The organism is Streptomyces sp. NPDC044921 (assembly GCF_056432865.1).
Genome location: NZ_JBWKIF010000010.1, coordinates 88,046 through 110,768 on the forward strand (window position 1 = coordinate 88,046; position 22,723 = coordinate 110,768).

The following is a 22,723-nucleotide window of genomic DNA, read 5'->3' on the forward strand; positions in this document are numbered from 1 at the left end:
CGTGAGGACCACCAAGCCGGTCCCGACGAGGACCGCCGGACGCCGGACCCACCCGGCGATCGAGGTCCGCCCGGTGCAGGCGCCGCCCCCGGCAGGGGACCGGAGGCGGCGCCGCCTCGCCGACCAGGGCCGCGCCTACGCCTTCCTCCTCGGCGGGCTGGTCTGCTTCGCCCTGTTCTCCTGGTACCCGGCGATCCGCGCCGTCGTGATCGCCTTCCAGACGTACACGCCGGGCGCGGACCCCGAGTGGGTCGGCACCGCCAACTTCACCCGCGTCGTGCAGGACCCCGAGTTCGCCGCCGCCTGGCGCAACACCCTCACCTTCACGCTGCTCGCCCTGCTGATCGGCTTCGCGGTCCCGTTCGTCCTGGCCCTCGTCCTCAACGAACTCCGCCACGCCAGGGCCTTCTTCCGCGTCGTGGTCTACCTGCCGGTGATGATCCCGCCGGTGGTCAGCGCCCTGCTGTGGAAGTGGTTCTACGACCCCGGCGCCGGCCTGGCCAACGAGGCGCTGCGGCTGCTGCACCTGCCGACCTCGAACTGGTCCAACGGCGCCGACACCGCCCTGGTCTCCCTCGTCATCGTCGCCACCTGGGCCAACATGGGCGGCACCGTCCTGATCTACCTGGCCGCCCTGCAGCCCATCCCCGGCGAGCTGTACGAGGCGGCCGAACTGGACGGGGCGAGCCTGCTGCAACGCGTCCGGCACGTCACGATCCCGCAGACCAGGTTCGTCATCCTGATGCTGATGCTCCTGCAGATCATCGCCACCATGCAGGTGTTCACCGAACCGTTCGTCATCACCGGCGGCGGCCCGGAGAACGCCACGGTCACGGTCCTCTACCTGATCTACAAGTACGCCTTCCTCTACAACGACTTCGGCGGCGCCTGCGCGCTGAGCGTGATGCTCCTGCTGCTGCTCGGCGTGTTCTCCGCCGGCTACCTCCGGCTCACCCGGTCCGACGGGGAGGCCGCATGAGCGGCAACCGCACCCTGGTCTCCCCGGCCGTCCTGGCCCGCCCGCGCGGCCGGGCCGTCTACTGGAGCGTCTTCACCGCCGTCGTCCTGCTCTTCGCGCTCGCCTTCTGCTTCCCCGTCTACTGGATGGTCACCGGCGCGCTGAAGTCCCCCGACGAGGTGACCCGGACGCCGCCCACCCTGGTCCCCGAGGACTGGCGGTTCAGCGGCTACACCGACGCCTGGGAGCTCATGCAGCTGCCGACCCACCTGGGGAACACGGTGGTCCAGGCGGCCGGCGCCTGGCTGTGCCAGCTGGTGTTCTGCACGGCCGCCGCCTACGCCCTGTCCAAGCTCAGGCCCGCCTTCGGCAACGTGGTCCTGGGCGGCATCCTGGCCACCCTGATGGTCCCGGCGCAGGCGCTCGTCGTGCCCAAGTACCTGACCGTCGCCGACCTCGGCCTGCTCAACGACCCGCTCGCCATCTGGCTCCCGGCCGTCGCCAACGCCTTCAACCTCTACCTGCTCAAGCGGTTCTTCGACCAGCTGCCGCGCGATGTGCTGGAGGCCGCCGAGATGGACGGGGCGGGGCGGCTGCGGGTGCTGTGGTCGATCGTGCTGCCGATGTCCCGGCCCGTCCTGGGCGTCGTCTCCATCTTCGCGCTGGTCGCCGTCTGGCAGGACTTCCTGTGGCCGCTGATGGTCTTCTCCGACACCGGCAAACAGCCCATCAGCGTGGCCCTCGTCCAGCTGTCGCAGAACATCCCGCTGACCGTGCTCATCGCCGCCATGGTGATCGCCAGCATCCCCGTGGTCGCCCTGTTCCTCGTCTTCCAGCGGCACATCATCGCCGGGATCAGCGCGGGCAGCACCAAGGGCTGACGCCGCCGACCCCCTTCCGACGAAAGGCACCGACCGTGGGACAGCCCACCTCCGCCTCCCCGCACGACGACTGGTGGCGCGACGCCGTCATCTACCAGGTGTACGTCCGCAGCTTCGCCGACGGCGACGGCGACGGCACCGGCGACCTCGCGGGCGTCCGCGCCCGGCTGCCCTACCTCGCCGACCTCGGCGTGGACGCGCTGTGGTTCACGCCCTGGTACCTGTCGCCGATGAAGGACGGCGGCTACGACGTCGCCGACTACCGGGTGATCGACCCCGCGTTCGGCACCCTCGCCGAGGCCGAGAAGCTCATCGCCGAGGCGCTCCAGCTGGGCATCCGCACCATCGTCGACATCGTGCCGAACCACGTCTCCGACCAGCACGCGTGGTTCCGGGCGGCGCTGCGGGGAGGTCCGGAACGGGAGCTGTTCCACTTCCGCCCGGGCCGCGGCGCCGACGGCGAACTCCCCCCGAACAACTGGCGTTCCCAGTTCGGCGGCCCCGCCTGGACCCGTGTGGCCGACGGCTCCTGGTACCTCCACCTGTTCGCCCCCGAGCAGCCCGACCTCGACTGGTCCCACCCGGCGGTCCGGCAGGAGCACGAGGACATCCTGCGGTTCTGGCTGGAGCGGGGCGTCGCCGGCGTCCGCGTCGACTCGGCCGCCCTGCTGGTGAAGGACCCGGCCCTGCCCGACCTCACCGAGGACCGCGGCCCGCACCCGTACGTCGACCGCGACGAACTCCACGACGTCTACCGCTCGTGGCGGGCGGTCGCCGACGCCTACGGAGGGGTCTTCGTCGGCGAGGTCTGGCTCCCGGACACCGAGCGCTTCACGCGCTACCTGCGCCCCGACGAGCTGCACACCGCCTTCAACTTCTCCTTCATGACCTGCCCCTGGGACGCGCGGCGGCTGCGCCGCTCCATCGACGAGACACTCGCCGAGCACGCCCCGGTGGGCGCCCCCGCCACCTGGGTGCTGTGCAACCACGACGTGACCCGCACGGTCACCCGCTACGGCCGCGAGGACACCGGCTTCGACTTCGCGGCCAAGGCGTTCGGCACCCCCACCGACCTGGCCCTCGGCACCCGCCGGGCCCGCGCCGCCGCCCTGCTGTCCCTGGCCCTGCCCGGAGCGGTCTACGTCTACCAGGGCGAGGAACTGGGCCTGCCCGAGGCCGACATCCCCCGGGACCGCATCCAGGACCCCATGCACTTCCGCTCCGGCGGCACCGACCCCGGCCGGGACGGCTGCCGGGTCCCGCTGCCGTGGACGGCGGCAGCACCGCACGCGGGCTTCGGGGGCGAGCCCTGGCTGCCCCAGCCCGAGGGCTGGGCGGAGTACGCCGCCGACGCACAGGCCCGGGATCCCGAGTCGATGCTCAGCCTCTACCGGGCGGCCGTCCGGCTGCGCCCGGTCCTCGGTGACGGCCCGCTCACCTGGCTGCCCGCCCCGGACGGCGTCCTCGCGTTCCGCAGGACCGCCGGGATCTGCCTGGTGAACCTCGCCGGCACCCCCGCCCCCCTCCCCGAGCACTCCGGACTCCTCCTCGCCAGCGGCCCCCTGGACGACGGCGGGCGGCTGCCGAAGGACACCGCGGTCTGGCTGCGCGCCTGAGACCGCACCGCGCTATCCCCGTACCCCCACCACGAAGGGATCAGCACATGCACACCTCCAGAACTGTCAGGAGCATGCCAGCCCTGGCGACGGCCGTCGCGCTGGCCGCCGGCACCCTGGTCGCCCTGGCGCCCGCCCCGGCCCACGCCGCCGCGGGGGCCACCGTCCCCTTCACCTCGGTCGAGGCGGAGTCGGCGAGCAGCACCGGCACCCGGATCGGACCCGACCACACCCAGGGCACCCTCGCCTCCGAGGCCTCCGGACGCCAGGCCGTGCGCCTCGCCCCCGGGCAGCGCGTGGAGTTCACCGTGCCCCGGGCGGCCAACGCGCTGAACGTCGCCTACAGCGTCCCCGACGGCCAGTCCGGCTCGCTCGACGTCCACGTCAACGGCCGCAGGCTCGCCAGGACGATCCCGGTGACGTCGAAGTACTCCTACGTCGACACGCCCTGGATCCCCGGCGCCAGGACCCACCACTTCTACGACAACGCGCGCCTGCTGCTCGGCGAGAACCTCCAGGCGGGCGACAAGGTCGCCGTGCAGGCCACGAACGTCCAGGTCACCGTGGACGTCGCGGACTTCGAGCAGGCCGCCGGACCCGCCTCCCAGCCCGCCGGGTCGGTCTCCGTCACCGCCAAGGGCGCCGACCCGAGCGGCCAGGGCGACTCCACCCAGGCCTTCCGCGACGCCATCGCCGCCGCGCGGGGCGGGGTGGTGTGGATCCCGCCCGGCGAGTACCGGCTCACCTCCTCGCTCAACGGCGTGCAGGACGTCACGCTGCGGGGTGCGGGCCACTGGCACTCCGTGGTGCGCACCTCCCGCTTCATCGACCAGTCCAGTTCCTCCGGAGGCGTCCACATCCGCGACTTCGCGGTGATCGGCGAGGTCACCGAGCGCGTGGACTCGAGCCCGGACAACTTCGTCAACGGCTCACTGGGGCCGAACAGCTCCGTCTCCGGCATGTGGCTGCAGCACCTCAAGGTCGGTCTGTGGCTGATGGGCAACAACGACAACCTCGTCGTCGAGAACAACCGCTTCCTCGACATGACCGCCGACGGCCTGAACCTCAACGGCCACGCCCGAGGCGTCCGCGTCCGCCACAACTTCCTGCGCAACCAGGGCGACGACGCGCTCGCCATGTGGTCGCTGAACGCACCGGACGTCGACAGCAGCTTCGAGAACAACACCGTCACCCAGCCGAACCTCGCCAACGGCATCGCGATCTACGGCGGCACGGACATCGCCGTGAGGAACAACCTGGTCGCCGACACCAACGCCCTCGGCAGCGGCATCGCCATCTCCAACCAGAAGTTCCTCGACCCCTTCCACCCCCTCGCCGGCACGATCACCGTCGACGGCAACACCCTCGTGCGCACCGGCGCGATGAACCCCAACTGGAACCACCCGATGGGCGCGCTGCGGGTCGACTCCTACGACAGCGCGATCGAGGCCCAGGTGCGGATCACCAACACGACGATCACCGACAGCCCCTACAGCGCCTTCGAGTTCGTCTCCGGCAGCGGACGCGGGTACGCGGCGAGGAACATCACCGTCGACGGCGCGACCGTGCGCGACACCGGCACGGTCGTCGTCCAGGCCGAGACCCAGGGCGCCGCGACCTTCCGCAACGTCACCGCGACCGGCGTCGGCGCCGCGGGCGTCTACAACTGCCCCTACCCGACCGGCTCCGGCACCTTCACCCTCACCGACGGCGGCGGCAACTCCGGCTGGAGCAGCACCTGGTCCGACTGCTCGACCTGGCCGCAGCCCGGCCAGGGCAACCCGGACCCGGACCCGGGCCGCAACCTGGCCAGGGGCCGCCCGGCCACGGCGACCGGCTCCCAGGACGTCTACACGCCCGCCAAGGCGGTCGACGGCGACGCGAACACCTACTGGGAGTCCGCCAACCACGCCTTCCCGCAGTCGCTGACGGTCGATCTCGGCGCCCGGGAGGCGGTCCGCCGGCTGGTGCTGAAGCTGCCGCCGCAGAGCGCCTGGCAGGCCCGGACCCAGACGCTGTCCGTGCAGGGCAGCGCCGACGGCTCGGCCTGGTCGACGGTGGTCGCCGCGAGGGACCACCGCTTCGACCCGGCCGCCGGCAACACGGTCACGATCGCGCTGCCCGACGGCACCAGCGTGCGCCATCTGCGGCTGCACGTGACGGCCAACACCGGCTGGCCGGCCGCCCAGTTCAGCGAGGTGGAGGCGTATCTGTCCTGACCTCCCCGGGCGCCCCGCGCTTCGCCGCCTGGATCTGCTCGTACACGCGGGTCCGCAGCTCGGCGAAGCGCGGGGCCACGCGGGTGTGCAGTTGGTCCCGCTCCACCGGCAGATCGACCTTCAGCTGCTCCCGGACGACGGTGGGGGAGGCGGACAGCACGATCACCCGCTCGCCCAGGTACACGGCCTCGTCGATGTCGTGGGTGACGAACAGGACCGTCATCCCGCGCTCCCGCCACAACCGCCGCACCAGGTCCTCCAGATCGGCCCGGGTCTGGGCGTCCACCGCCGCGAACGGCTCGTCCATCAGCAGCACCTCGGGCTCGTACGCCAGTGCCCGGGCGAGGGCCACCCGCTGCTGCATCCCGCCCGACAGCTGCCACGGATACGCCCCGGCGGCGTCCGCGAGCCCCACCGACTCCAGCGCGTCCGCCACCAGCGCGCGGCGCCGCTCCCCACCCAGCTTCTTCTGCTTCAGCGGCAGTTCGACGTTCTGCCCGACCCGCATCCACGGGAACAGGCTGCGGCCGTACTCCTGGAACACGAACGCCATGCCGGGCGGTGGCCCGTCCACCGGGCGGCCCGCGAGCCGCACCTCACCGGCCGTCGGGGCGAGCAGGCCGCCGACGCACTTCAGCAGGGTCGTCTTGCCGCAGCCCGACGGACCGACGACACAGACCAGTTCCCCGGCCTGCACCGAGAAGGTCAGGTCCCGCACCGCCTCGGTCCGCCGTCCGGAACCCTCGTAGACCTTGCGCAGGCCGTGTACGTCGAGCATGGACCGCCCTTCCGCGGGGTTCACGGGGACCGCCGGCCGGCCTCGCGCAGGCCGTGGTACCAGCCGAGCACCCGCCGCTCGGCCAGCCGGAACAGGAGCGACAGGAGGAAGCCGAGCAGGCCGAGGAGCAGGATCCCGGTCCACATCTCGGGGATGGCGAAGCCGCGCTGGAACTGCACGATGGTGAACCCGAGGCCGTTGCCGGCGGCGAACATCTCGCTGATCACCATGAGGATGATGCCGATCGACAGGGCCTGGCGCAGGCCCGCGAAGATCCGCGGGCTCGCCGAGCGCAGCACCACGTCCCGCAGCCGGGCCGCGCCCGTGACGCCGTAGGAGCGGGCCGTCTCGGCCAGCACCGGGTCGACCGCCCGGACGCCCTCGACCGTGTTGAGCAGGACCGGCCAGACGCAGCCGCTCGCGATCACCGCGATCCTCATCGTGTCGCCGATCCCGGCGAACAGCATGATGACCGGGACCAGCACCGGAGGCGGCACCGCGCGCAGGAACTCCAGCACCGGCTCGCACAGGGCCCGCACCCGCCGGTGGGAGCCGATGACCGTGCCGAGCGCCACACCCGCGACGGCCGCCGCGGCGTAACCCGCCGTGAGCCGCAGCAGGCTGGGCAGCACGTCCCCGCGCAGCCGCTCGGCCGTCCACACGTCCGGGAAGGCACCGAAGACGGTCCGCAGCGGCGGCCAGTAGACGTCCGTGCTGCCCGCCGACGCCACCCACCAGACGGTCACCAGCACCGCGGGCAGGGCGAGCGCGAACACCAGCCGCAGCAGCACCCTCCCCCGCGTTGCCGACGTCACTCGGCCAGGGGGGACCCCCATCACACCGCCACCTCCGCGCGCACCGACGGGTGCCACGCCAGCGCCCGCCGCTCCACCGTCCTCGCCCCCACGTTGATCAGCAGCCCCAGCACCCCGGTCACCACGATCAGCGCGTACATCTCCGGCACCGCCTGCGAGGTCTGCGCCACCGCGATCCGGGCGCCGAGTCCGGGCGCGCCGATGACCAGTTCGGCGGTGACCGCGAGGATCAGGGCCACCGCCGCGGCCAGCCGCACCCCGGTCAGGACGTACGGCAGCGCCGTCGGCCACAGCACGTGCCGCACCCGCGCCCAGGCGCCCAGGCCGTACGAGCGGGCCGTCTCCTCCGCGACCGGGTCGACGTCCCGCACGCCGTACAGGACCTGGATCAGCACCTGCCAGAACGAGGCGTAGACGACCAGCAGCAGCACCGAGCGCAGCTCCGTGCCGAACAGCAGCACCGCCAGCGGGATCAGCGCGACCGACGGGATGGGCCGCAGGAACTCGATCGTCGAGGCCGTCGCCTCACGCAGGTACGGCACCACGGAGATCAGCACGCCCGCGACGACACCCGCGCCCACCGCGATGGCCAGGCCCAGCGCCCAGCCGGTGAGGGTGTCGCCGAGCGCCGACCAGAAGGCGCCGTCGGCGAGCTCCCGGCCGAGCGCCCCGGCGATCCGGGCGGCCGGCGGGAAGTGGTCCTCGTCGACCAGGCCGGACCGCGGCACCGCCTCGGCCAGGAGGAGGAACACCGCGAGCCCGGCGGCGCCGAGGGCCGTGTCGCCGCCCCTCACGGCAGCAGCTCGTCCAGGTCCGGCGCCTTGTCGAACAGGCCGTCCCGCTCGCCGAGTTCGGCCAGCCGCTCGATCGACGGCCGGTCGGGTTCGGCCGGATAGCGGGGCAGGGTCAGCTTCTCCAGCAGGCTGGCGGGGATCTTCGTGTAGGCGGTGAGGATCCGCCGGACCTCCTCCGGGTGGCTGTCGGCGTACTTCAGCGACTCGACGGTCGCCTCCCGGAACCTCTTCACCAGGCCGGGGTTCTTCGCGGCGTACTGCTGGGAGGTGAAGTACATGGCCACGGTGAGGTCGGGGGAGACGTCGTGGAAGTTCGACGCGATCTCCCTGCCGCCCGCGGCCTTGACGGTGGCCAGGGCGGGTTCCGGCGTGCAGGCGGCGTCGACCTGCCCGCCGTCCAGCGCGGCCGGCATCCGGTCGAAGGGCATCTCCACGAACTCGACCTCGGCCGGGTCCCCACCGTCCTTGCGGACGGACTCCCTGATGGAGGTGTCGCAGATGTTGTTGAGGGTGTTGACGGCCGCCTTCTTGCCCTCCAACTGCCGGGGGGAGGTGAGGGGCGAGCCCTCGCGCACGGTGATGGCGGCGAAGTCGGCACCGTCCTCGCCCGTGGACGCGGCGCCGTTCGCCACGGCCTTGACGGGCACGTTCTTGGAGCGGGCGACCAGCAGCGACGTGGTGTTGCTGAAGCCGAACTGGAACTGGCCGGACACGACCCCCGGCACGATCGCGGCCCCGCCCTGGGCCGGCGACAGCTCCAGCTCGATGCCGCGGTCGGCGTAGAAGCCCTGCTTCTCGCCCAGGTAGATGGGGGCGACGTCCAGCACGGGGACGATCCCGACCTTGACGGTGGTGGGCCCCGACGAGCCGGTCTCGTCCGGGCCGCCGGAGCCGGACGAGCCGCAGGCCGTGACGGCGGCCAGGACGGACAGGGCCGTGAGGCCGACGAGCAGACGACGCATGGCTCCCCCTGTGGGACCGGCTGAGGTGCTCCGACAGGCTGTGCGCAGGCAGTACGGAAGTGCTCAGCGGGAACCTAGGGCCCGCCCGGAGCCATGGTCAATGCACGTGCAGTGAAGGCTCGTTGAAAGCGGCACCTTCGAGTCAGAGGTCCAGCACCAGCCGTCCGCCGCGGCAGCGGGATACACAGATGAGCATGGTCTCGCCCGCCGCGCGTTCCCCGTCGGTCAGGACCGAGTCGCGGTGTTCCGGCTCGCCCTCCAGGACGTCCGTCTCGCACGTGCCGCAGGTGCCCTCGGTACAGGAGTAGAGCACCTCGACCCCGGCGGCACGCACGGCGTCCAGTACGGACACGTCCGGCGCGACCGTGAGCGTCCTGCCGCTGCGCGCCAGCTCCACCTCGAAGGCGGTGTCGCCGCCGCTCTGCCGCTCCTTGGGCCGGAACCGCTCGACGCGCAGCACCCCGGACGGGCAGCGTTCCTCGACCGCGTCCAGCAGCGGCCCGGGACCGCAGCAGTAGACGAGCGTGTCCTCGGGTACGTCGTCCAGCACCGACGGCAGGTCGAGCAGGCCCGTCTCGTCCTCGGGTGCGAGCGTCACCCGGTCGCCGTAGCGGGCCAGTTCGCCGGTGAAGGCCATCGAGCTGCGGGTGCGTCCGCCGTACAGCAGGGTCCACCGGGCGCCCGCCGCCTCGGCCGCCGCCAGCATCGGCAGGATCGGGGTGATGCCGATGCCGCCCGCGACGAAGCGGTAGCGGGCGGCGGGTTCCAGACGGAAGCCGTTCCGGGGGCCGCGCACCCGCACCTTGTCGCCCTCGCCCAACTGCTCGTGCACATGGGCCGAACCGCCCCGCCCGGCCGGCTCGCGCAGGACCGCGATCCGCCAGGCCGTCCGGTCCGCGGGATCGCCGCACAGCGAGTACTGGCGCTCCAGCCCGGGGCCGAGCAGGACGTCGAGGTGCGCGCCCGGCTCCCAGGCCGGCAACGGCTCGCCCAGCGGGTGGCGCAGGGTGAGGGCGAGCACGCCGTCGGCGGCGAACTCGCGTCCGGTGACGACGAGTTCCGACACGTACGCGTTCATGGGGTGCCCTCTCGCCGTTCGCCGGTCGCGTGTCCCCGGGGGTGGGCCAGCATCCACTCCCACATCTCCACCGGGTCCTGCGCGGTGTGCTCGCGTCCGCAGTGGCAGGTGCCGTGCAGCAGGTCGGTGCCCGGCAGCCAGTCGACGCGGTAGATCTCGCCCGTGGAGCCGCTCACCGCACCCGCTCCACGGGCTTGGCGCCCTCCTCGACCAGCCGGGCGAGGATGCGGCGGGCGGCCAGGCCGCCGGTGTCGATGTTGATGCTCAGCTCCTGGTAGCCGGTGCGCTCGGTGCCGAGCGTGCGCTGCAGCAGGTTGAGCGCGGTGACGTCCTGCATGACGACGGTGTGGTTGTTGCCGCGCAGGAACTCGCTGACCTCGGCGTCGTCCGTCGCCCAGTCCCGCGAGACGGCCCAGAAGTCGTAGACCTTGCCGTCACCGGCAGGGGTGATGGCGTACGTGATCTCGGTGTGGAAGCCGTGCGGGTCGCTGCCGTCGGCCTCGGGCAGCACGCCGACCGGGGCGATGCGGCTGTGCAGCAGGTACAGGCAGGGCGCGTGGTACTCGATGTCCTGCCAGCGGGTGATCCGGCCCTCGATGCCGGTGGACTTGGCGTAGAAGGGCGGACACGCGGCGTCGTCCATGTGCCGGCTCACCCGCACGATCCCGGCGCCCTCGTCGACCTCGGTGGTGATCGGCGTCTCGGCGACCTCGGGGGTGCCGATGTACCCGCCGTGCAGGTACGTCTCGTGCGACAGGTCCAGGAGGTTGTCCACGAGCAGGCCGTAGTCGCAGTCGATGGGCTCCATGCCGCGCACGGTGACCCAGCCGGGGGAGTCCAGGTGCCGGGCCCGGGGGACGGACCGCGGGTCGGCGAGCGCCGGGTCGCCGATCCACACCCACACCAGCGAGTCCTGCTCGACGACCGGGTAGGAGGCGACCCGGGCCGTGCGCGGTACCCGTTTCTGGCCCGGCACGTACACGCACGTGCCGGTCGTGTCGTACGTGAATCCGTGGTACCCGCACACGATCCGGTCCCCGTCGAGCCGCGTCGGCGCCTCCGACAGCGGGTATCGGCGGTGCACGCACCGGTCGTGCAGCACGACCGCCCTGCCGTCCTCCTCGGTGCGGTAGAGCACGAGCGTCTCACCGAGGACCGTCCGTCCGAGCAACTCGCGGCCCACTTCGTGGCTGTAGGCGGCGACGTACCACTGGTTCCTGGCGAAGGCGGTCATGTGCGGCATGAAGGTTCCCGTCCCTGTCGGCGGGGCCGCGTCGCCCCGCGTGCCGTGGTTGGGTTCAGGGTCCTGACGGCCGAGGCGGCCGCGCAAGGCGGTTTCTGCCAGGCGGAAGCACCGGGGGAGGCGGGACCGGCCCGGTGTTGACATGTTCAGGCTCGTCTCTAGTATCCGTGAGGCCGCAACTTTCCGAACGCCGTTCGAAATTTCGAAGCGCCTTGCGGGACGCCAGACGTCCCGCGGGAAAGGAGCCCCGTGCTCAAACGATCAGGCAGGCGATTGCTCCACGTCCTCGCGGCCGCCGCGTTGGCGTGCACCGCCCTGACGGCCTCCGTCCACTCCACCGCTTCGGCCGCGCCGGGCAGCCCGGCGCTCACCCCGCCGCTGGGGTGGAACAGCTGGAACAGCTTCGGGTGCGGCATCACCGAGGCCCAGGTGCGCCAGGCCGCCGACGCGATGGTGTCCTCCGGGATGAGGGAGGCGGGCTACCAGTACGTCGTCGTCGACGACTGCTGGTTCGACCCGCAGCGCGACGCGGCCGGCAACCTCCGCGCCAACCCGGCCAAGTTCCCCAGCGGCATGAAGGCGCTCGGCGACTACATCCACGGCAAGGGCCTGAAGTTCGGCATCTACCAGGCACCCAACGAGAAGACCTGCGCCCAGGGCGTGGGCACCTATCCCGGCTCCACCGGCAGCAAGGGCCACGAGGCCCAGGACGCCGCCACGTTCGCCTCCTGGGGCGTGGACTACCTCAAGTACGACTGGTGCTCCGGCAGCGGCACCCTGGCCGAGCAGGTCGCACGGTTCACCCTCATGCGGGACGCCCTGCGCGCCACCGGGCGGCCGATCGTCTACAGCATCAACCCCAACAGCTTCCACGCCCCCACCGGCGACAAGTACAACTGGAGCCAGGTCGCCGACCTGTGGCGGACGACCGAGGACCTGCTCGACATCTGGCAGAACAACAACACCAACAGCTATCCCATGGGCGTCGGCAACGTCCTGGACGTCACCGCCCCGCTGGCCGCGCAGTCGGGCCCGGGCCACTGGAACGACCCGGACATGCTGGTCGTCGGCCGGCCCGGCCTGACCCTGACCGAGTCCCGCTCCCACTTCGCCCTGTGGGCGCTGCTGGGAGCCCCGCTCATGGCCGGCAACGACATCCGCACCATGACCGCCGACGTGAGCGCGATCCTGCGCAACCCGCGCCTGCTGGCGGTGAACCAGGACCGGCTGGGCGCGGGCGGGCGCCGGGTCCGCGACGACGGCGCCATCGAGGTGTTCGCCAAGGCCCTGTCCGACGGCTCGGTCGCCGTGGGCCTGCTCAACCGGGGGAGCAGCACCGCGACGGTCACCACGACGGCTGCCCAAGTCGGCCTGGCCGGGGGGTCGTTCACCCTCACCGACCTGTGGACCGGCGGCACGTCGAGCACCTCCGGGCAGATCTCGGCGAGCGTCCCCGCACACGGTGTCGCCGTCTTCCGCGTGAGCGGCGGCACTCCGGTGGCCGCCACCACCTCGCGGCTGCGCGGCACCGCGTCCGGCCGCTGCGCGGACGTGGACAACGGCTCCACCGCGGCCGGGGCCACCGTCCTGCTCTGGGACTGCCACACCGCCGCCAACCAGCTGTGGACCACGTGGGCCGGCGGCGAGATCAGGGTGTTCGGCGACAAGTGCCTGGACGCCTCCGGCCGCGGCACCGCCAACGGCACCCGGGTCGTCACCTGGCCCTGCAACGGCCAGGACAACCAGAAGTGGACCGTGGGCTCTGACGGCTCGATCCGCAACGTCCACGCCGGACTGTGCCTCGACGCCGACCGGGCCGCCACCGCCAACGGCACGCCGCTGGTCCTGTGGACGTGCAACGGCCAGGGCGCCCAGAGGTGGAACCGCACCTGATGAGGGCCGTCACGCGGCGAGCCGCGTGACGGCGGGGGCGGGTTCCGGACGGTTCCCGCTTCAAAGGATGAAAACGCAATCACATCCCGTGTGCGGAATACCCGCCCCCGCTTCTCTGCCGCACGGCACTTACCTATTCTGGAGGTATGGCTTAGGCACGGTACCGCCCCATCGAGAAGGGCTTCCACGCGTGATCACCCGGCCACCGCGAACAGCGTGGCGCGCGCGGGCCAGAACACGTATCGGTTATCTCGAAGCGCAACTGGACCGCGAAAGCGTCAGGCCCTGTCCGGAGGACCGCAGGACCCTCGTCGAGGGAATGCGGGGCCATCTCGAAAGGGCCCGCTCGGCCGCGGACGAGGATTTCGGCTGGCGCAGGCCGTGGTCGGGGTCGGCCGCCCGCGAGGGCGTCTGGTCGAACGTGCGCAGCGCCGAGGTGCTGCTGCAACTCGTCTCCGACGAGGAGGCCGCCGGCCGCGCCAGCGAGGTCATGGCCCTGGTCAAGGACCACCTCGACACCGACGACCCCCGGCGGGTACGGCTCGCCCGGCGGCTGCGCGCCATCATCTCGGGCGAGATGACGCCCAGCGACCGGGACCTGATGGTCCGGGCGCTCGACGCCTCCTACAACGCGCTGGACGACGAACTGGCCCGGGTGCGCAGCCTGCGCAACATCCTGTGGACCGCGACGTTCCTCGTCCTGCTCGGCGTGACGGGCCTCGCCCTGTGCGGCTGGTTCTCGCCCGGCTCGCTGAGCCTGTGCTTCACGCCGGAGACCGGCCCCCGGGACCAGGTGACGGTGGTGTGCCCCACCGCGGAGCACCACGACGTGCCGGCGGGCAGGGACCCCAGCTCCCGGGCCGAGCCCGCGGACATCCTCACCATCGAGATCGCCGGGCTGGCCGGTGCCGCCCTCACCGTCATCGCCTCCCTGCGCCGGATCCGGGGCACCGACTCGCCCTACATGCTGCCGCTGGCCTCCGCGGTGCTGAAGTTCCCCACCGGCGCCCTGTCGGCGTTCCTCGGACTGCTGCTGATCCGGGGCGCCTTCGTACCGGGGCTCAGCGACCTGGACAGCAGGGCGCAGGTCCTCGGCTGGGCGGCGGCCTTCGGTGCCGCGCAGCACCTGGTGACCCGGCTGGTCGACGACCGCGCCCAGATGACGCTGTCGGAGGTGGGCCGGACCACCGACGCCGTGATCGATCCCGAGCGGGCCGCCGTGAGGGAGAGCGGCACGGCGGCGGACGGCGGGGCACCCGCGCCGCCCGCCCACCGCGACGGCGCCGGGCCGCGCGAGGACCCGGACGACAGCGCCCACCGGGACGACGACGGCGAACCCGTCCCCGACGGATCGTCCCCTCAGCGCCGCAGCGGCGCGTGAGCCGTCTCCGGCAGCCGCAGGTACACCACCGACGACACCAGGCAGATCACCGCCACGTACCAGGGGAACAGCCCCGCGTGCCCCAGCTCCTTGAACAGGAGCAGCACGGCGAACGAGTCGCGCAGCGTGTGCAGCAGGGGCACCGCGAGCAGGGCGAGCCCAGGCCGAAGAAGAGCAGCGGCGGACGGCGGCCGAAGCGGTTCGAGAGCAGGCCGCCGAGGGGCTGCAGCAGCGCGAAGAAGGCCAGTGAGACGGTGCCCGCGAGCAACGCCTCCGACTTCTCGATCCCCGCGTTGAGTTCGGCGTACGTCGGCAGGTACGACGTCCACGTGTAGTAGGCCAGGGTGCCGCCCGCCGTGATGCCGCCGATGAGGAGCGACTCGCGCGGATGCCGGCGCAGCGCCTCGAACAGGCCCGGGCGGGCCGCCCCGCGCTGCTCCGGGCCGCGGGTCTCCCGCGCCCCCCGCCGGATCCAGAAGCCGACCAGGCTCAGCACGGCCCCGAGCACGAACGGCACCCGCCAGCCCCAGCCGTTCATCCGCCCGTCGCCCAGCGTGCCCACCAGCAGCGTCGCGACGCCGGAGGCGACCAGCTGGCCCACGGTGGTCGACACGTACTGGAAGCTGGAGAACAGCCGCGCCGCCCGGGCCCCGCCGACTCGACCAGGAAGGTCGTGGAGGCCGCGAACTCGCCGCCCACGGACAGGCCCTGCAGCAGCCGGGTGAGGACGAGGACCACCGGGGCCAGCACGCCCGCCGCCGCGTACGTCGGCGTCAGCGCCACCAGCAGGCTGCTGCCGCCCATCAGCAGGATGGTGGCCGTCAGCGCCGCCCGCCGCCCGTGCCGGTCCGCGACCGCGCCCATCAGCAGCCCGCCGGCCGGCCGCATGAAGAACCCGACCGCGAACACCGCGAACGTGGACAGCAGCGGCACCAGGGAGTGGTCCGCGCTCTCCGGGAAGACCTGGGCGGCGATGTAGGTGGCCAGGAACGTGTAGGCGTACCAGTCGTACCACTCCACGGCGTTGCCCACGGAGGCGGCGAGGAGCTGGCGAGCGGGCCGTTGCGTCGGCGGGGTGGCCGTCTGCGTCTCTGTCACGTTCCCCACCCTCCCCGGGGAGGGCAGCGGCCCACCTCACGTACCGGCGACCTTCACACCCCCGTCACGCGCCCCTTCCTTGCCGTTCGGTGTCCCTGAAACACTCCTTCCGCGCAGGTTCCGTCACGGTCCGGCCATCCCGCGCCTTCAGGATGAGAGGTCTGTCCCCCATGTCCGAGGTCAATCGGCGCCGCTTCCTCCAACTCGCGGGGGCCACCACGGCCTTCAGCGCCCTGTCAGCGAGCATCCAGCGGGCCGCCGCCCTCCCGGCGAACCACCGCACCGGGTCGATCGAGGACGTCGAGCACATCGTCGTCCTCATGCAGGAGAACCGCTCCTTCGACCACTACTTCGGCACCCTCCGAGGCGTCCGCGGCTTCGGCGACCCGCGCCCGGTCACCCTCGGCAACGGCAAGCCGGTCTGGCACCAGGAGACGGACGGCAGGGAGCTCCTGCCGTTCCGCCCGGACGCCGACGACCTCGGCATGCGGTTCCTGGAGGGCCTGCCGCACTCCTGGCCCGACGGCCAGCAGGCCTACAACGGCGGCAAGTACGACCGGTGGGTCCCCGCCAAGGGCACCACGACCATGGCGTACCTGACCCGCGAGGACATCCCCTTCCACTACGCCCTCGCCGACGCCTTCACCGTCTGCGACGCCTACCACTGCTCCTTCATCGGCTCCACGGACCCCAACCGCTACTACATGTGGTCCGGATACACCGGCAACGACGGCACCGGCGGCGGCCCGGTCCTCGACAACGCCGAACTCGGCTACGGCTGGACGACCTACCCCGAGCGCCTGGAGCAGGCCGGCGTCTCCTGGAAGATCTACCAGGACATCGGCGACGGCCTGGACGCGGCCGGTTCCTGGGGCTGGATCCAGGACGCCTACCGCGGCAACTACGGCGACAACTCGCTGCTGTACTTCAACAAGTACCGCACCGCACAGCCCGGCGCCCCCTGGTACGACAAGGCCCGCACCGGCACCGACGTCAAGAACGGCGACGGCTACTTCGACCACCTGCGCGCCGACGTCCAGGCCGGAAAGCTGCCCCAGATCTCCTGGATCGCCGCCCCCGAGGCCTTCTCCGAGCACTCCAACTGGCCCTCGAACTACGGTGCCTGGTACATCGCCCAGGTCCTCGACGCCCTCACCTCCAACCCCGAGGTCTGGTCGCGGACAGCCCTGTTCATCACCTACGACGAGAACGACGGCTTCTTCGACCACATGGTCCCGCCGCTGCCGCCGAAGGACGCCTCCCGCGGCCTGTCCACCGTCGACGTCACCCCCGACCTCTTCCCGGGCGACAGCCGCAAGACGGCCGGGCCCTACGGCCTGGGCCCGCGGGTGCCCATGCTGGTCGTCTCGCCCTGGAGCAAGGGCGGTTACGTCTGCTCCGAGACCCTCGACCACACCTCCATCCTGCGGTTCACGGAGCGCCGCTTCGGCGTGCGCGAGCCCAACATCTCGCCGTGGCGCCGCGCGATCTGCGGTGACCTGACGGCCGCGTTCGACTTCTCCCGCAAGGACGCGCGCCCGGCCCCGCTGCCCGGCACCGACGCGTACGAGCCGCAGGACCGCGAACGCCACCCCGACTACAGGCCGACCCCGCCCGCCGACCCGCGCATGCCCCGGCAGGAGCGCGGACTGCGCCGCTCACGGCCGCTGAAGTACGCCCCGCACGTGGACGCCTCCGTCGACACGGCGGCCGGGAAGCTCTCCCTCACCTTCGCCTGCGGACCGAAGGCGGGCGGCGCCTTCCACGTCACCTCGGGCAACCGCACCGACGGCCCCTGGACGTACACCACCGAGGCCGGCAAGACCCTGAAGGACACCTGGAACTCGGCGTACTCCGCGGGCTCCTACGACCTGACCGTGCACGGCCCGAACGGCTTCGTGCGCGTCTTCAAGGGGTCGAACAAGGCACCCGGCTGCGAGGTCACCGCCCGCCACAAGGGCGACGACATCGAGCTGACCTTCACCAACAAGGGATCCGGCACCGCCCGGCTGAGGATCGCCGACGGCTACGGCGGCAGGCCCTCGGCCGTCACCGTCCGCCCGGGCGCGACCGTGCGGCGCACCGTCGACCTCACCCGGAGCCGCCGCTGGTACGACCTGACCGTCACCGCCGAGGGCGACGAGGCCTTCCTGCGGCGGTTCGCCGGGCACGTCGAGAACGGGCGGCCGGGCGTGAGCGACCCGGCGATCATCACCGTGTAGCCGTGGTGAGGTGCCCCGGATCGTGCGGCCGGGGCACCCACGCCGGTCCGGCCGTGGCCGGACCCGGCGCCGGCGCCAGGACGGCGGCCACCGGATGGTCGTCGGCGGCCGGCTCCTCCCGGGGCGCCGACCTGCTGAGCAGGACCACACCCCAGGAGGCCAGACCGGCCCCGGCCAGCGCCAGCAGCACGCCCGCCGGGCCGCCCTGGAGGCGCTCGCCCAGCAGGGACAGGCCGATCACCGCGGCGGCCAGCGGATTGGCCAGGGTCACCATCGCGAGGGGGCCGCCCAGACCGCCCCGGTACGCCGTCTGCGACAGCAGCAGCCCACCGGCCGCGAAAGCCGCCACGAGCAGCGCCACCCCGACGACCTGGAGGCTCAGCAGCGGTGCGGTCCGGTCCGTCGCGGCCACCGTGACGGTCTGGGTGAGAGCCGAGGCGACACCGGAGGCGACACCGGACGCGGTCGCGTGCCGCAGGCCGGGCCGGGCGCCCGGCCGGGACAGCAGCCCGATGAGGGCGGCCGTGGCCCCCGCGACCACGAGCGCCTCGGGCACGCTCAGCACGTCGTCCGGCGCCGGGCCGGAGGCCGTGACGAGGATCGCGCCGAGGCCCAGCAGGGTCAGCGCGGTGCCTCTCCACTCGACCGGGGTCACCCGCCGTCCCGCCATCCGCGCCCCCAGCGGCACGGCCGCGACCAGGGTGAGCGCGCCGAGCGGCTGCACCACCGTCAGCGGCCCGTACCGCAGCGCCACCACGTGCAGCAGCGCGGCCGCCGCGTTCAGCCCGACCGACCACCACCAGGCGCCGCTGCCCAGCAGCCGCAGCGCCCCCGCGCCGGGGGACCGGGCGGCGAGCCGCTCCTGGGCGACGGCCGCGGCCGCGTAGGCGACGGCGGAGACGAGGGACAGGGCGACGGCGACGAGCACGGCGTTCACCGGCCCGCTCCGACCAGTGACTGCTCGTCCCGCCGCGCCGGTACGCGACCGCCCCGCGCGCGTCCGGCCGTGGTGACCGTGCGGTGCGGCGGGTGGAGGGCGGCGAGCGCGAGGCCGAGCAGGACCGACGCCACGACCGCGTCGAGCCAGTAGTGGTTCGCGGTGCCGACGATCACCAGCAGCGTCAGCAGGGGGTGCAGCAGCCACAGCCACCGCCACCGCGAGCGGGTCGCGGCGATCAGCCCGGCCGCCACCATCAGCGCCCAGCCGAAGTGCAGCGAGGGCATCGCCGCGAACTGGTTCGACAGGGAGTCGGTCGCCGGGTCGCCGTACACCGACGGTCCGTACGCCCGCGCGGTGTCCACGAGGCCGGTCGCGGCCAGCATGCGCGGTGGGGCGAGCGGGAACAGCAGGTGCAGCACCAGTGCGGCGGAGGTCACCGCGGCCAGGACCCGGCGGGCCCACACGTAGTGGGCGGGGCGGCGCAGGTAGAGCCAGACCAGGAAGGCGGCGGTGGCCGGGAAGTGGACGGCCGCGTAGTACGTGTTCGCCAGGGGCGCGAGCCCGTCACCGTGCAGCAGCAGGGACTGCACCACCGACTCGCCGGGCAGGTGGACCGCTCGCTCCAGGTCCCACACGCGGTGCGCGTTGCGGAAGGCCTCGCCGGTGTGGCCCGTGGCCAGCTGCCGGCCGAGCTTGTAGACGAGGAAGAGCCCCGCGACGAGCAGGAGCTCCCGGACGAGCGGTGGTCGCGCTATCGCGTCGGACCCCGCCGGCGCAGGCTCGGTGCGGGCATTCATCCCCCGGCCCCTTCGGTGACGGTGGTGCTGTTATCGGTACGAGTGCGTACCGATACGTCAGTGTACCGATACGGTCGTGTACCGGTACACTGGCGTATCGATGGACGTTGGACACAGCACCGGCCGGGAACAGCCCCGGCCGCCGAGGAGAGCCGGGAGCACACGCCCATGACGTCGCAGGCCGCGGACCGACCCGAGCAGGTCGGCACTTCGCGCCGCTCCAAGATCACGCCGGAGCGTGAGCGGGAGTTCTTCGACGCCGTGCTGGAACAGCTCCGCGAGTGCGGCTACGACTCCCTGACCATGGAGGGGATCGCCGCCACCACCCGCTGCAGCAAGTCCACGCTCTACCGCCAGTGGAAGACCAAGCCGCAGTTCGTCGCGGCGGCGCTGCGGTCGCACCGGCGGACGCGCTGCGTCGACACCGGCTCGCTCGCCGGGGACCTGCGCGAGGCCGCCCGGGCGCTCGGCGACCTGTCGGGCCGCGACACCAAGCTGCTGCACGCGCTCGCCCACGCCGCCACGCAGGATCAGGAACTGCAGTGCGCGCTGCGCGAGGCGGTGGTGGAACCGGAGATCGCCGCGCTGAAGGAGATCGTCCGGCGCGGGGTCGAGCGGGGGGAAGTGCCGGCCGGCCACCCGGCGCTGCCCTACCTCCCGGCGCAGATGCTGGGTGTGCTGCGGCTGCGACCGGTCCTGGAGGGCCGGCCCGCCGATCCGGACTACCTCGTGCGTTTCGTGGAGGCCGCGGTGCTGCCGGCCCTGGACCTGACCTGAGACCCGGGCCGCCGTCCGCGGATGACCGGACGGTGACCCGACCGCGCCGACCCGTGGGGACGGGGGCGGCGCGCACCCCCCGGCCGGGTGGGGTGCCCCTGTGAGCGGCGGGGGCGCCCCACTCGGCCGACCGGGCCGCGGCGGTGGGCGCCGGGTCAGACGTCCTGGCCGTTGCCCCGGCCCGTCGACACCTTGATGCCGCGGGTGATCTCGTCCAGGACGGACTCCTCCTGGTCGGCGTCGACGCCGAACCGGACCACGACCATCAGCTTGGCGTTCGCGGGGGAGGGGAACGCGAGCGACTCGACGATGCCGTCGGCGCCCTTGCTCGTGACGGCCTTCCAGCGGACCAGGTAGCCCTTCTGGCCGGCCACGGTCACGGCCTTCGAGGCCAGCACGTCGTGGGAGGTGATCCCGCCGTAGGCCTTGCCGCCGTAGGACTCCTCGGCGTTCGCCGCGATGTCGGCCTTGGCGATCTCCTCGGGGGTGCTGCCCTTGGCGCCGAGGGCGAGGGCGGGTGCGGAGTAGGCGCCGCCCTTGGTACAGGTGGAGGCGGTGTCACCGGGGCACCGGTAGGAGTCCTCGGACGTCACCTGCGCACCGGCCTGTCCCTGCTGCCCGTACCACCCCCGCGGGATCGGCAGGCTGATCCCGCTGACCGGGTCGGTCACCGAGCCGCTCCTGATCCTGGGCGGCTCGGACCGGTCGGGCCGCGGACTCTGCCCGCCGGACCCGCCGTCGCCCCCGGAGCCTCCGGAGCCGCTGTCTCCGCCCGACCCGCCGGACCCGCCGAACGGACCGCCCGGACCACCCGGCGCCTGCGACGTGGCGGAACCGCCGCCGTTGTCGGTCAGCGCGTACACCCCCACACCTATCCCGGCGAGCACCACGACGGCGGCCCCGACGGCGACACCGGCCCGCAGCCGCCGGGCCCGGGGGGAGGGAGGGGACGCGGTGGGGTAGGCGGGGGCGCCGGGATAGGGGAGGGCGCCGCCGGGGTATGCGGGAGCACCCGGGTAACCGGGGTCCGCGGCATGGCCGAACGGGCCGACACCGGCGGGGTGACCGCCCGGGTGCCCGCCCGGGTGCCCGGCCGCGCCGGACGGATGGACGGCAGTTCCCGCTGCCGCCGGGGCGCCGTCGGGCGCCGTGGGGGCGGCGGGGGAGGAGTGGCTGTCCGCGGCGGGCGCCCCGTCGCCGGTGGGACTTGCTGCGGGAGCGTGCCCGGGCGCGGGAGCGGCATCCGCCGCGGGAGTCCGTTCCGCCGCGGACGTGGAAGCCCCGGCGAAGCCCTGCTCCCCTGCGGGATCCGCCTCCGACATGGAGGCGGCATCCCCTGCGGGGGCCGAACTCGCCGCCGGGACCGCCCCCGCCGCGGCGACCGGCCCCCCTGCGGAAGGACCAGCCACCGGCACCGCCCCGGCCACGCCGCCGGGTCCCTGCGCGCCGCCGGATTCCCTCGCCTCGCCGGGTTCCTGTGCGCTGCCGGGTTCCCTCGCGCCGCCGGGTTCCTGTGCGCTGCCGGGTCCCTGCGCCCCGACGGGTCCCTGCGCCCCGCCGGATCCCGGCGCGCCGTCGGGCTCCTGGACACGGGCCGTGTTCCCGTCGGCCGCCGTGGCTCGGGGTTCGGTCGTGCGGGGATCCGAACCTGGTATCGGGGTTGCCGCACTGCCGGGTTCCCCCGCACCGCCGGGGTCTGCCGCGCGGGCCGCGGCCCCGTCAGGTGCCCCGCCCGCCGCCCCCGCCGGGCTCTCCTCGCTCTGCTGTTCCGGCGTCGCGGGGCCTGCGGACCCCTCGTGCTCCTTCGGGCGGATGTAGGGCGTCCAGGCCTTGCCGTCCCACCAGCGCTCGGTGGCGGGGCCGTCCGCTGTCTGTCCGGGGTCCGGGTACCACCCGGCAGGAGTCTCGCGCGTCATGCCCCCACCGTATGAGGCGTCGGTGAAAGAGGCATGAGAGGAGCCGGACCCGATCATTCCAGCAGCAGTCGTGGACCGTCAGGAAGACCGGTCGCCGAACGGCCGAAAAGCGCCGCCCCGCCCGGCCGGAGGAACCACGCGAACGCGAACTCGGCCCGTGCCGTCACCGGTCCCTCGACCCCACTGCCGCCGTCCGGCGTGAGGAACCGCGCCGCGGTGATCGTCGCGAAGTGGCCGTAGACGCCGAACCCGTAGTACTCGATGAGGTGGCCCACCGACCCGGCGACCAGCGCCCGCCGGACCGGCGTGTGCGCGCGCCTTGGTGAGTGAGCGTCAGCTCCCGTGCAATTGCAGG

The 22,723-nt window shown here is 73.0% G+C and carries 19 protein-coding genes and 2 pseudogenes; 8 read left to right on the forward strand and 13 right to left on the reverse strand.

Features of this window, described 5'->3' with window-relative positions; genetic code table 11:
• Nucleotide 1 precedes the first annotated feature (1 nt).
• Genes AC07DA_RS17630 through AC07DA_RS17645 form a run of 4 tightly spaced genes read left to right on the forward strand, consistent with a single transcriptional unit; the run spans nucleotide 2 to nucleotide 5,674 of the window.
• Nucleotides 2-979: a carbohydrate ABC transporter permease gene (locus AC07DA_RS17630; protein ID WP_479129061.1), complete on the forward strand. Its 978-nt coding sequence runs from the start codon at nucleotides 2-4 to the stop codon at nucleotides 977-979.
• A complete protein-coding gene (locus AC07DA_RS17635) occupies nucleotides 976-1,839 on the forward strand; it encodes a carbohydrate ABC transporter permease (protein WP_479129062.1) in 864 nt (287 codons plus the stop codon). Before AC07DA_RS17630 ends, AC07DA_RS17635 begins: the two co-directional genes overlap by 4 nt.
• Nucleotides 1,840-1,874: 35 nt before the next feature.
• On the forward strand, nucleotides 1,875-3,455 hold the full coding sequence (locus AC07DA_RS17640; RefSeq protein ID WP_479129063.1) for a glycoside hydrolase family 13 protein: 1,581 nt from the start codon (nucleotides 1,875-1,877) through the stop codon (nucleotides 3,453-3,455).
• 47 nt (nucleotides 3,456-3,502) lie between these two features.
• Nucleotides 3,503-5,674: a discoidin domain-containing protein gene (locus AC07DA_RS17645; protein WP_479129064.1), complete on the forward strand. Its 2,172-nt coding sequence runs from the start codon at nucleotides 3,503-3,505 to the stop codon at nucleotides 5,672-5,674.
• On the opposite strand, the gene AC07DA_RS17650 is transcribed toward AC07DA_RS17645, so the two are convergent.
• The 7 genes from AC07DA_RS17650 to AC07DA_RS17680 form a co-directional block, all read right to left on the reverse strand.
• On the reverse strand, nucleotides 5,646-6,452 hold the full coding sequence (locus tag AC07DA_RS17650) for an ABC transporter ATP-binding protein (RefSeq protein ID WP_479129065.1): 807 nt from the start codon (nucleotides 6,450-6,452) through the stop codon (nucleotides 5,646-5,648). The two genes, AC07DA_RS17645 and AC07DA_RS17650, sit on opposite strands and share 29 nt — an antisense overlap.
• 20 nt (nucleotides 6,453-6,472) lie before the next feature.
• Nucleotides 6,473-7,288, reverse strand: a complete 816-nt coding sequence (locus AC07DA_RS17655) for an ABC transporter permease (RefSeq protein WP_479129066.1) — start codon at nucleotides 7,286-7,288, stop codon at nucleotides 6,473-6,475.
• Complete coding sequence (locus AC07DA_RS17660) at nucleotides 7,288-8,061, reverse strand: ABC transporter permease (RefSeq protein WP_479129067.1); 774 nt, start codon at nucleotides 8,059-8,061, stop codon at nucleotides 7,288-7,290. Before AC07DA_RS17660 ends, AC07DA_RS17655 begins: the two co-directional genes overlap by 1 nt.
• Nucleotides 8,058-9,023: an ABC transporter substrate-binding protein gene (locus AC07DA_RS17665; protein WP_479129068.1), complete on the reverse strand. Its 966-nt coding sequence runs from the start codon at nucleotides 9,021-9,023 to the stop codon at nucleotides 8,058-8,060. The genes AC07DA_RS17660 and AC07DA_RS17665 overlap by 4 nt, the downstream gene beginning before the upstream one ends.
• A 142-nt stretch (nucleotides 9,024-9,165) precedes the next feature.
• Complete coding sequence (locus AC07DA_RS17670; RefSeq protein ID WP_479129069.1) at nucleotides 9,166-10,101, reverse strand: PDR/VanB family oxidoreductase; 936 nt, start codon at nucleotides 10,099-10,101, stop codon at nucleotides 9,166-9,168.
• Nucleotides 10,098-10,277 (reverse strand): hypothetical protein, encoded by a 180-nt coding sequence (locus AC07DA_RS17675; RefSeq protein WP_479129070.1) that lies wholly within the window; start codon nucleotides 10,275-10,277, stop codon nucleotides 10,098-10,100. Before AC07DA_RS17675 ends, AC07DA_RS17670 begins: the two co-directional genes overlap by 4 nt.
• On the reverse strand, nucleotides 10,274-11,344 hold the full coding sequence (locus AC07DA_RS17680) for a Rieske 2Fe-2S domain-containing protein (RefSeq protein ID WP_479129071.1): 1,071 nt from the start codon (nucleotides 11,342-11,344) through the stop codon (nucleotides 10,274-10,276). Before AC07DA_RS17680 ends, AC07DA_RS17675 begins: the two co-directional genes overlap by 4 nt.
• 249 nt (nucleotides 11,345-11,593) lie before the next feature.
• On the opposite strand from AC07DA_RS17680, the gene AC07DA_RS17685 reads away from it, so the two are divergent.
• Both AC07DA_RS17685 and AC07DA_RS17690 read left to right on the forward strand, forming a co-directional pair.
• Entirely contained in the window at nucleotides 11,594-13,237 is a 1,644-nt protein-coding gene (locus tag AC07DA_RS17685) for a glycoside hydrolase family 27 protein (RefSeq protein WP_479129072.1), read from the forward strand.
• Between the two features lie 319 nt (nucleotides 13,238-13,556).
• On the forward strand, nucleotides 13,557-14,618 hold the full coding sequence (locus tag AC07DA_RS17690; protein WP_479129073.1) for a hypothetical protein: 1,062 nt from the start codon (nucleotides 13,557-13,559) through the stop codon (nucleotides 14,616-14,618).
• Here the strand turns inward: AC07DA_RS17690 and AC07DA_RS17695 are convergent.
• Nucleotides 14,597-15,716: pseudogene (locus AC07DA_RS17695) on the reverse strand (MFS transporter). The gene AC07DA_RS17690 and the pseudogene AC07DA_RS17695 sit on opposite strands and share 22 nt — an antisense overlap.
• Before the next feature lie 170 nt (nucleotides 15,717-15,886).
• Here AC07DA_RS17695 and AC07DA_RS17700 point away from each other — a divergent pair.
• Nucleotides 15,887-17,938, forward strand: coding sequence for a phosphocholine-specific phospholipase C (locus AC07DA_RS17700; protein WP_479129074.1), 2,052 nt, complete (start codon nucleotides 15,887-15,889; stop codon nucleotides 17,936-17,938).
• Here AC07DA_RS17700 and AC07DA_RS17705 read toward each other — a convergent pair.
• The gene (locus tag AC07DA_RS17705) at nucleotides 17,928-18,875 is read right to left on the reverse strand and encodes a DMT family protein (RefSeq protein ID WP_479129075.1); all 948 of its coding nucleotides are present in this window, start codon (nucleotides 18,873-18,875) and stop codon (nucleotides 17,928-17,930) included. The two genes, AC07DA_RS17700 and AC07DA_RS17705, sit on opposite strands and share 11 nt — an antisense overlap.
• The gene (locus tag AC07DA_RS17710; RefSeq protein WP_479129076.1) at nucleotides 18,872-19,675 is read right to left on the reverse strand and encodes a phosphatase PAP2 family protein; all 804 of its coding nucleotides are present in this window, start codon (nucleotides 19,673-19,675) and stop codon (nucleotides 18,872-18,874) included. The genes AC07DA_RS17705 and AC07DA_RS17710 overlap by 4 nt, the downstream gene beginning before the upstream one ends.
• Before the next feature lie 168 nt (nucleotides 19,676-19,843).
• On the opposite strand from AC07DA_RS17710, the gene AC07DA_RS17715 reads away from it, so the two are divergent.
• Nucleotides 19,844-20,452: a TetR/AcrR family transcriptional regulator gene (locus tag AC07DA_RS17715; protein WP_479129077.1), complete on the forward strand. Its 609-nt coding sequence runs from the start codon at nucleotides 19,844-19,846 to the stop codon at nucleotides 20,450-20,452.
• A 155-nt stretch (nucleotides 20,453-20,607) separates the two neighbouring features.
• On the opposite strand, the gene AC07DA_RS17720 is transcribed toward AC07DA_RS17715, so the two are convergent.
• The 3 genes and pseudogenes from AC07DA_RS17720 to AC07DA_RS17730 all read right to left on the reverse strand — a co-directional run bounded on the left by AC07DA_RS17720 (nucleotide 20,608) and on the right by AC07DA_RS17730 (nucleotide 22,643).
• Entirely contained in the window at nucleotides 20,608-21,774 is a 1,167-nt protein-coding gene (locus AC07DA_RS17720; RefSeq protein WP_479129219.1) for a hypothetical protein, read from the reverse strand.
• A gap of 516 nt (nucleotides 21,775-22,290) precedes the next feature.
• Nucleotides 22,291-22,425, reverse strand: a pseudogene (locus tag AC07DA_RS17725) (hypothetical protein); the annotation flags it as partial.
• Nucleotides 22,422-22,643, reverse strand: coding sequence for a hypothetical protein (locus AC07DA_RS17730; protein WP_479129078.1), 222 nt, complete (start codon nucleotides 22,641-22,643; stop codon nucleotides 22,422-22,424). The gene AC07DA_RS17730 and the pseudogene AC07DA_RS17725, both read right to left, overlap by 4 nt.
• Nucleotides 22,644-22,723 lie beyond the last annotated feature (80 nt).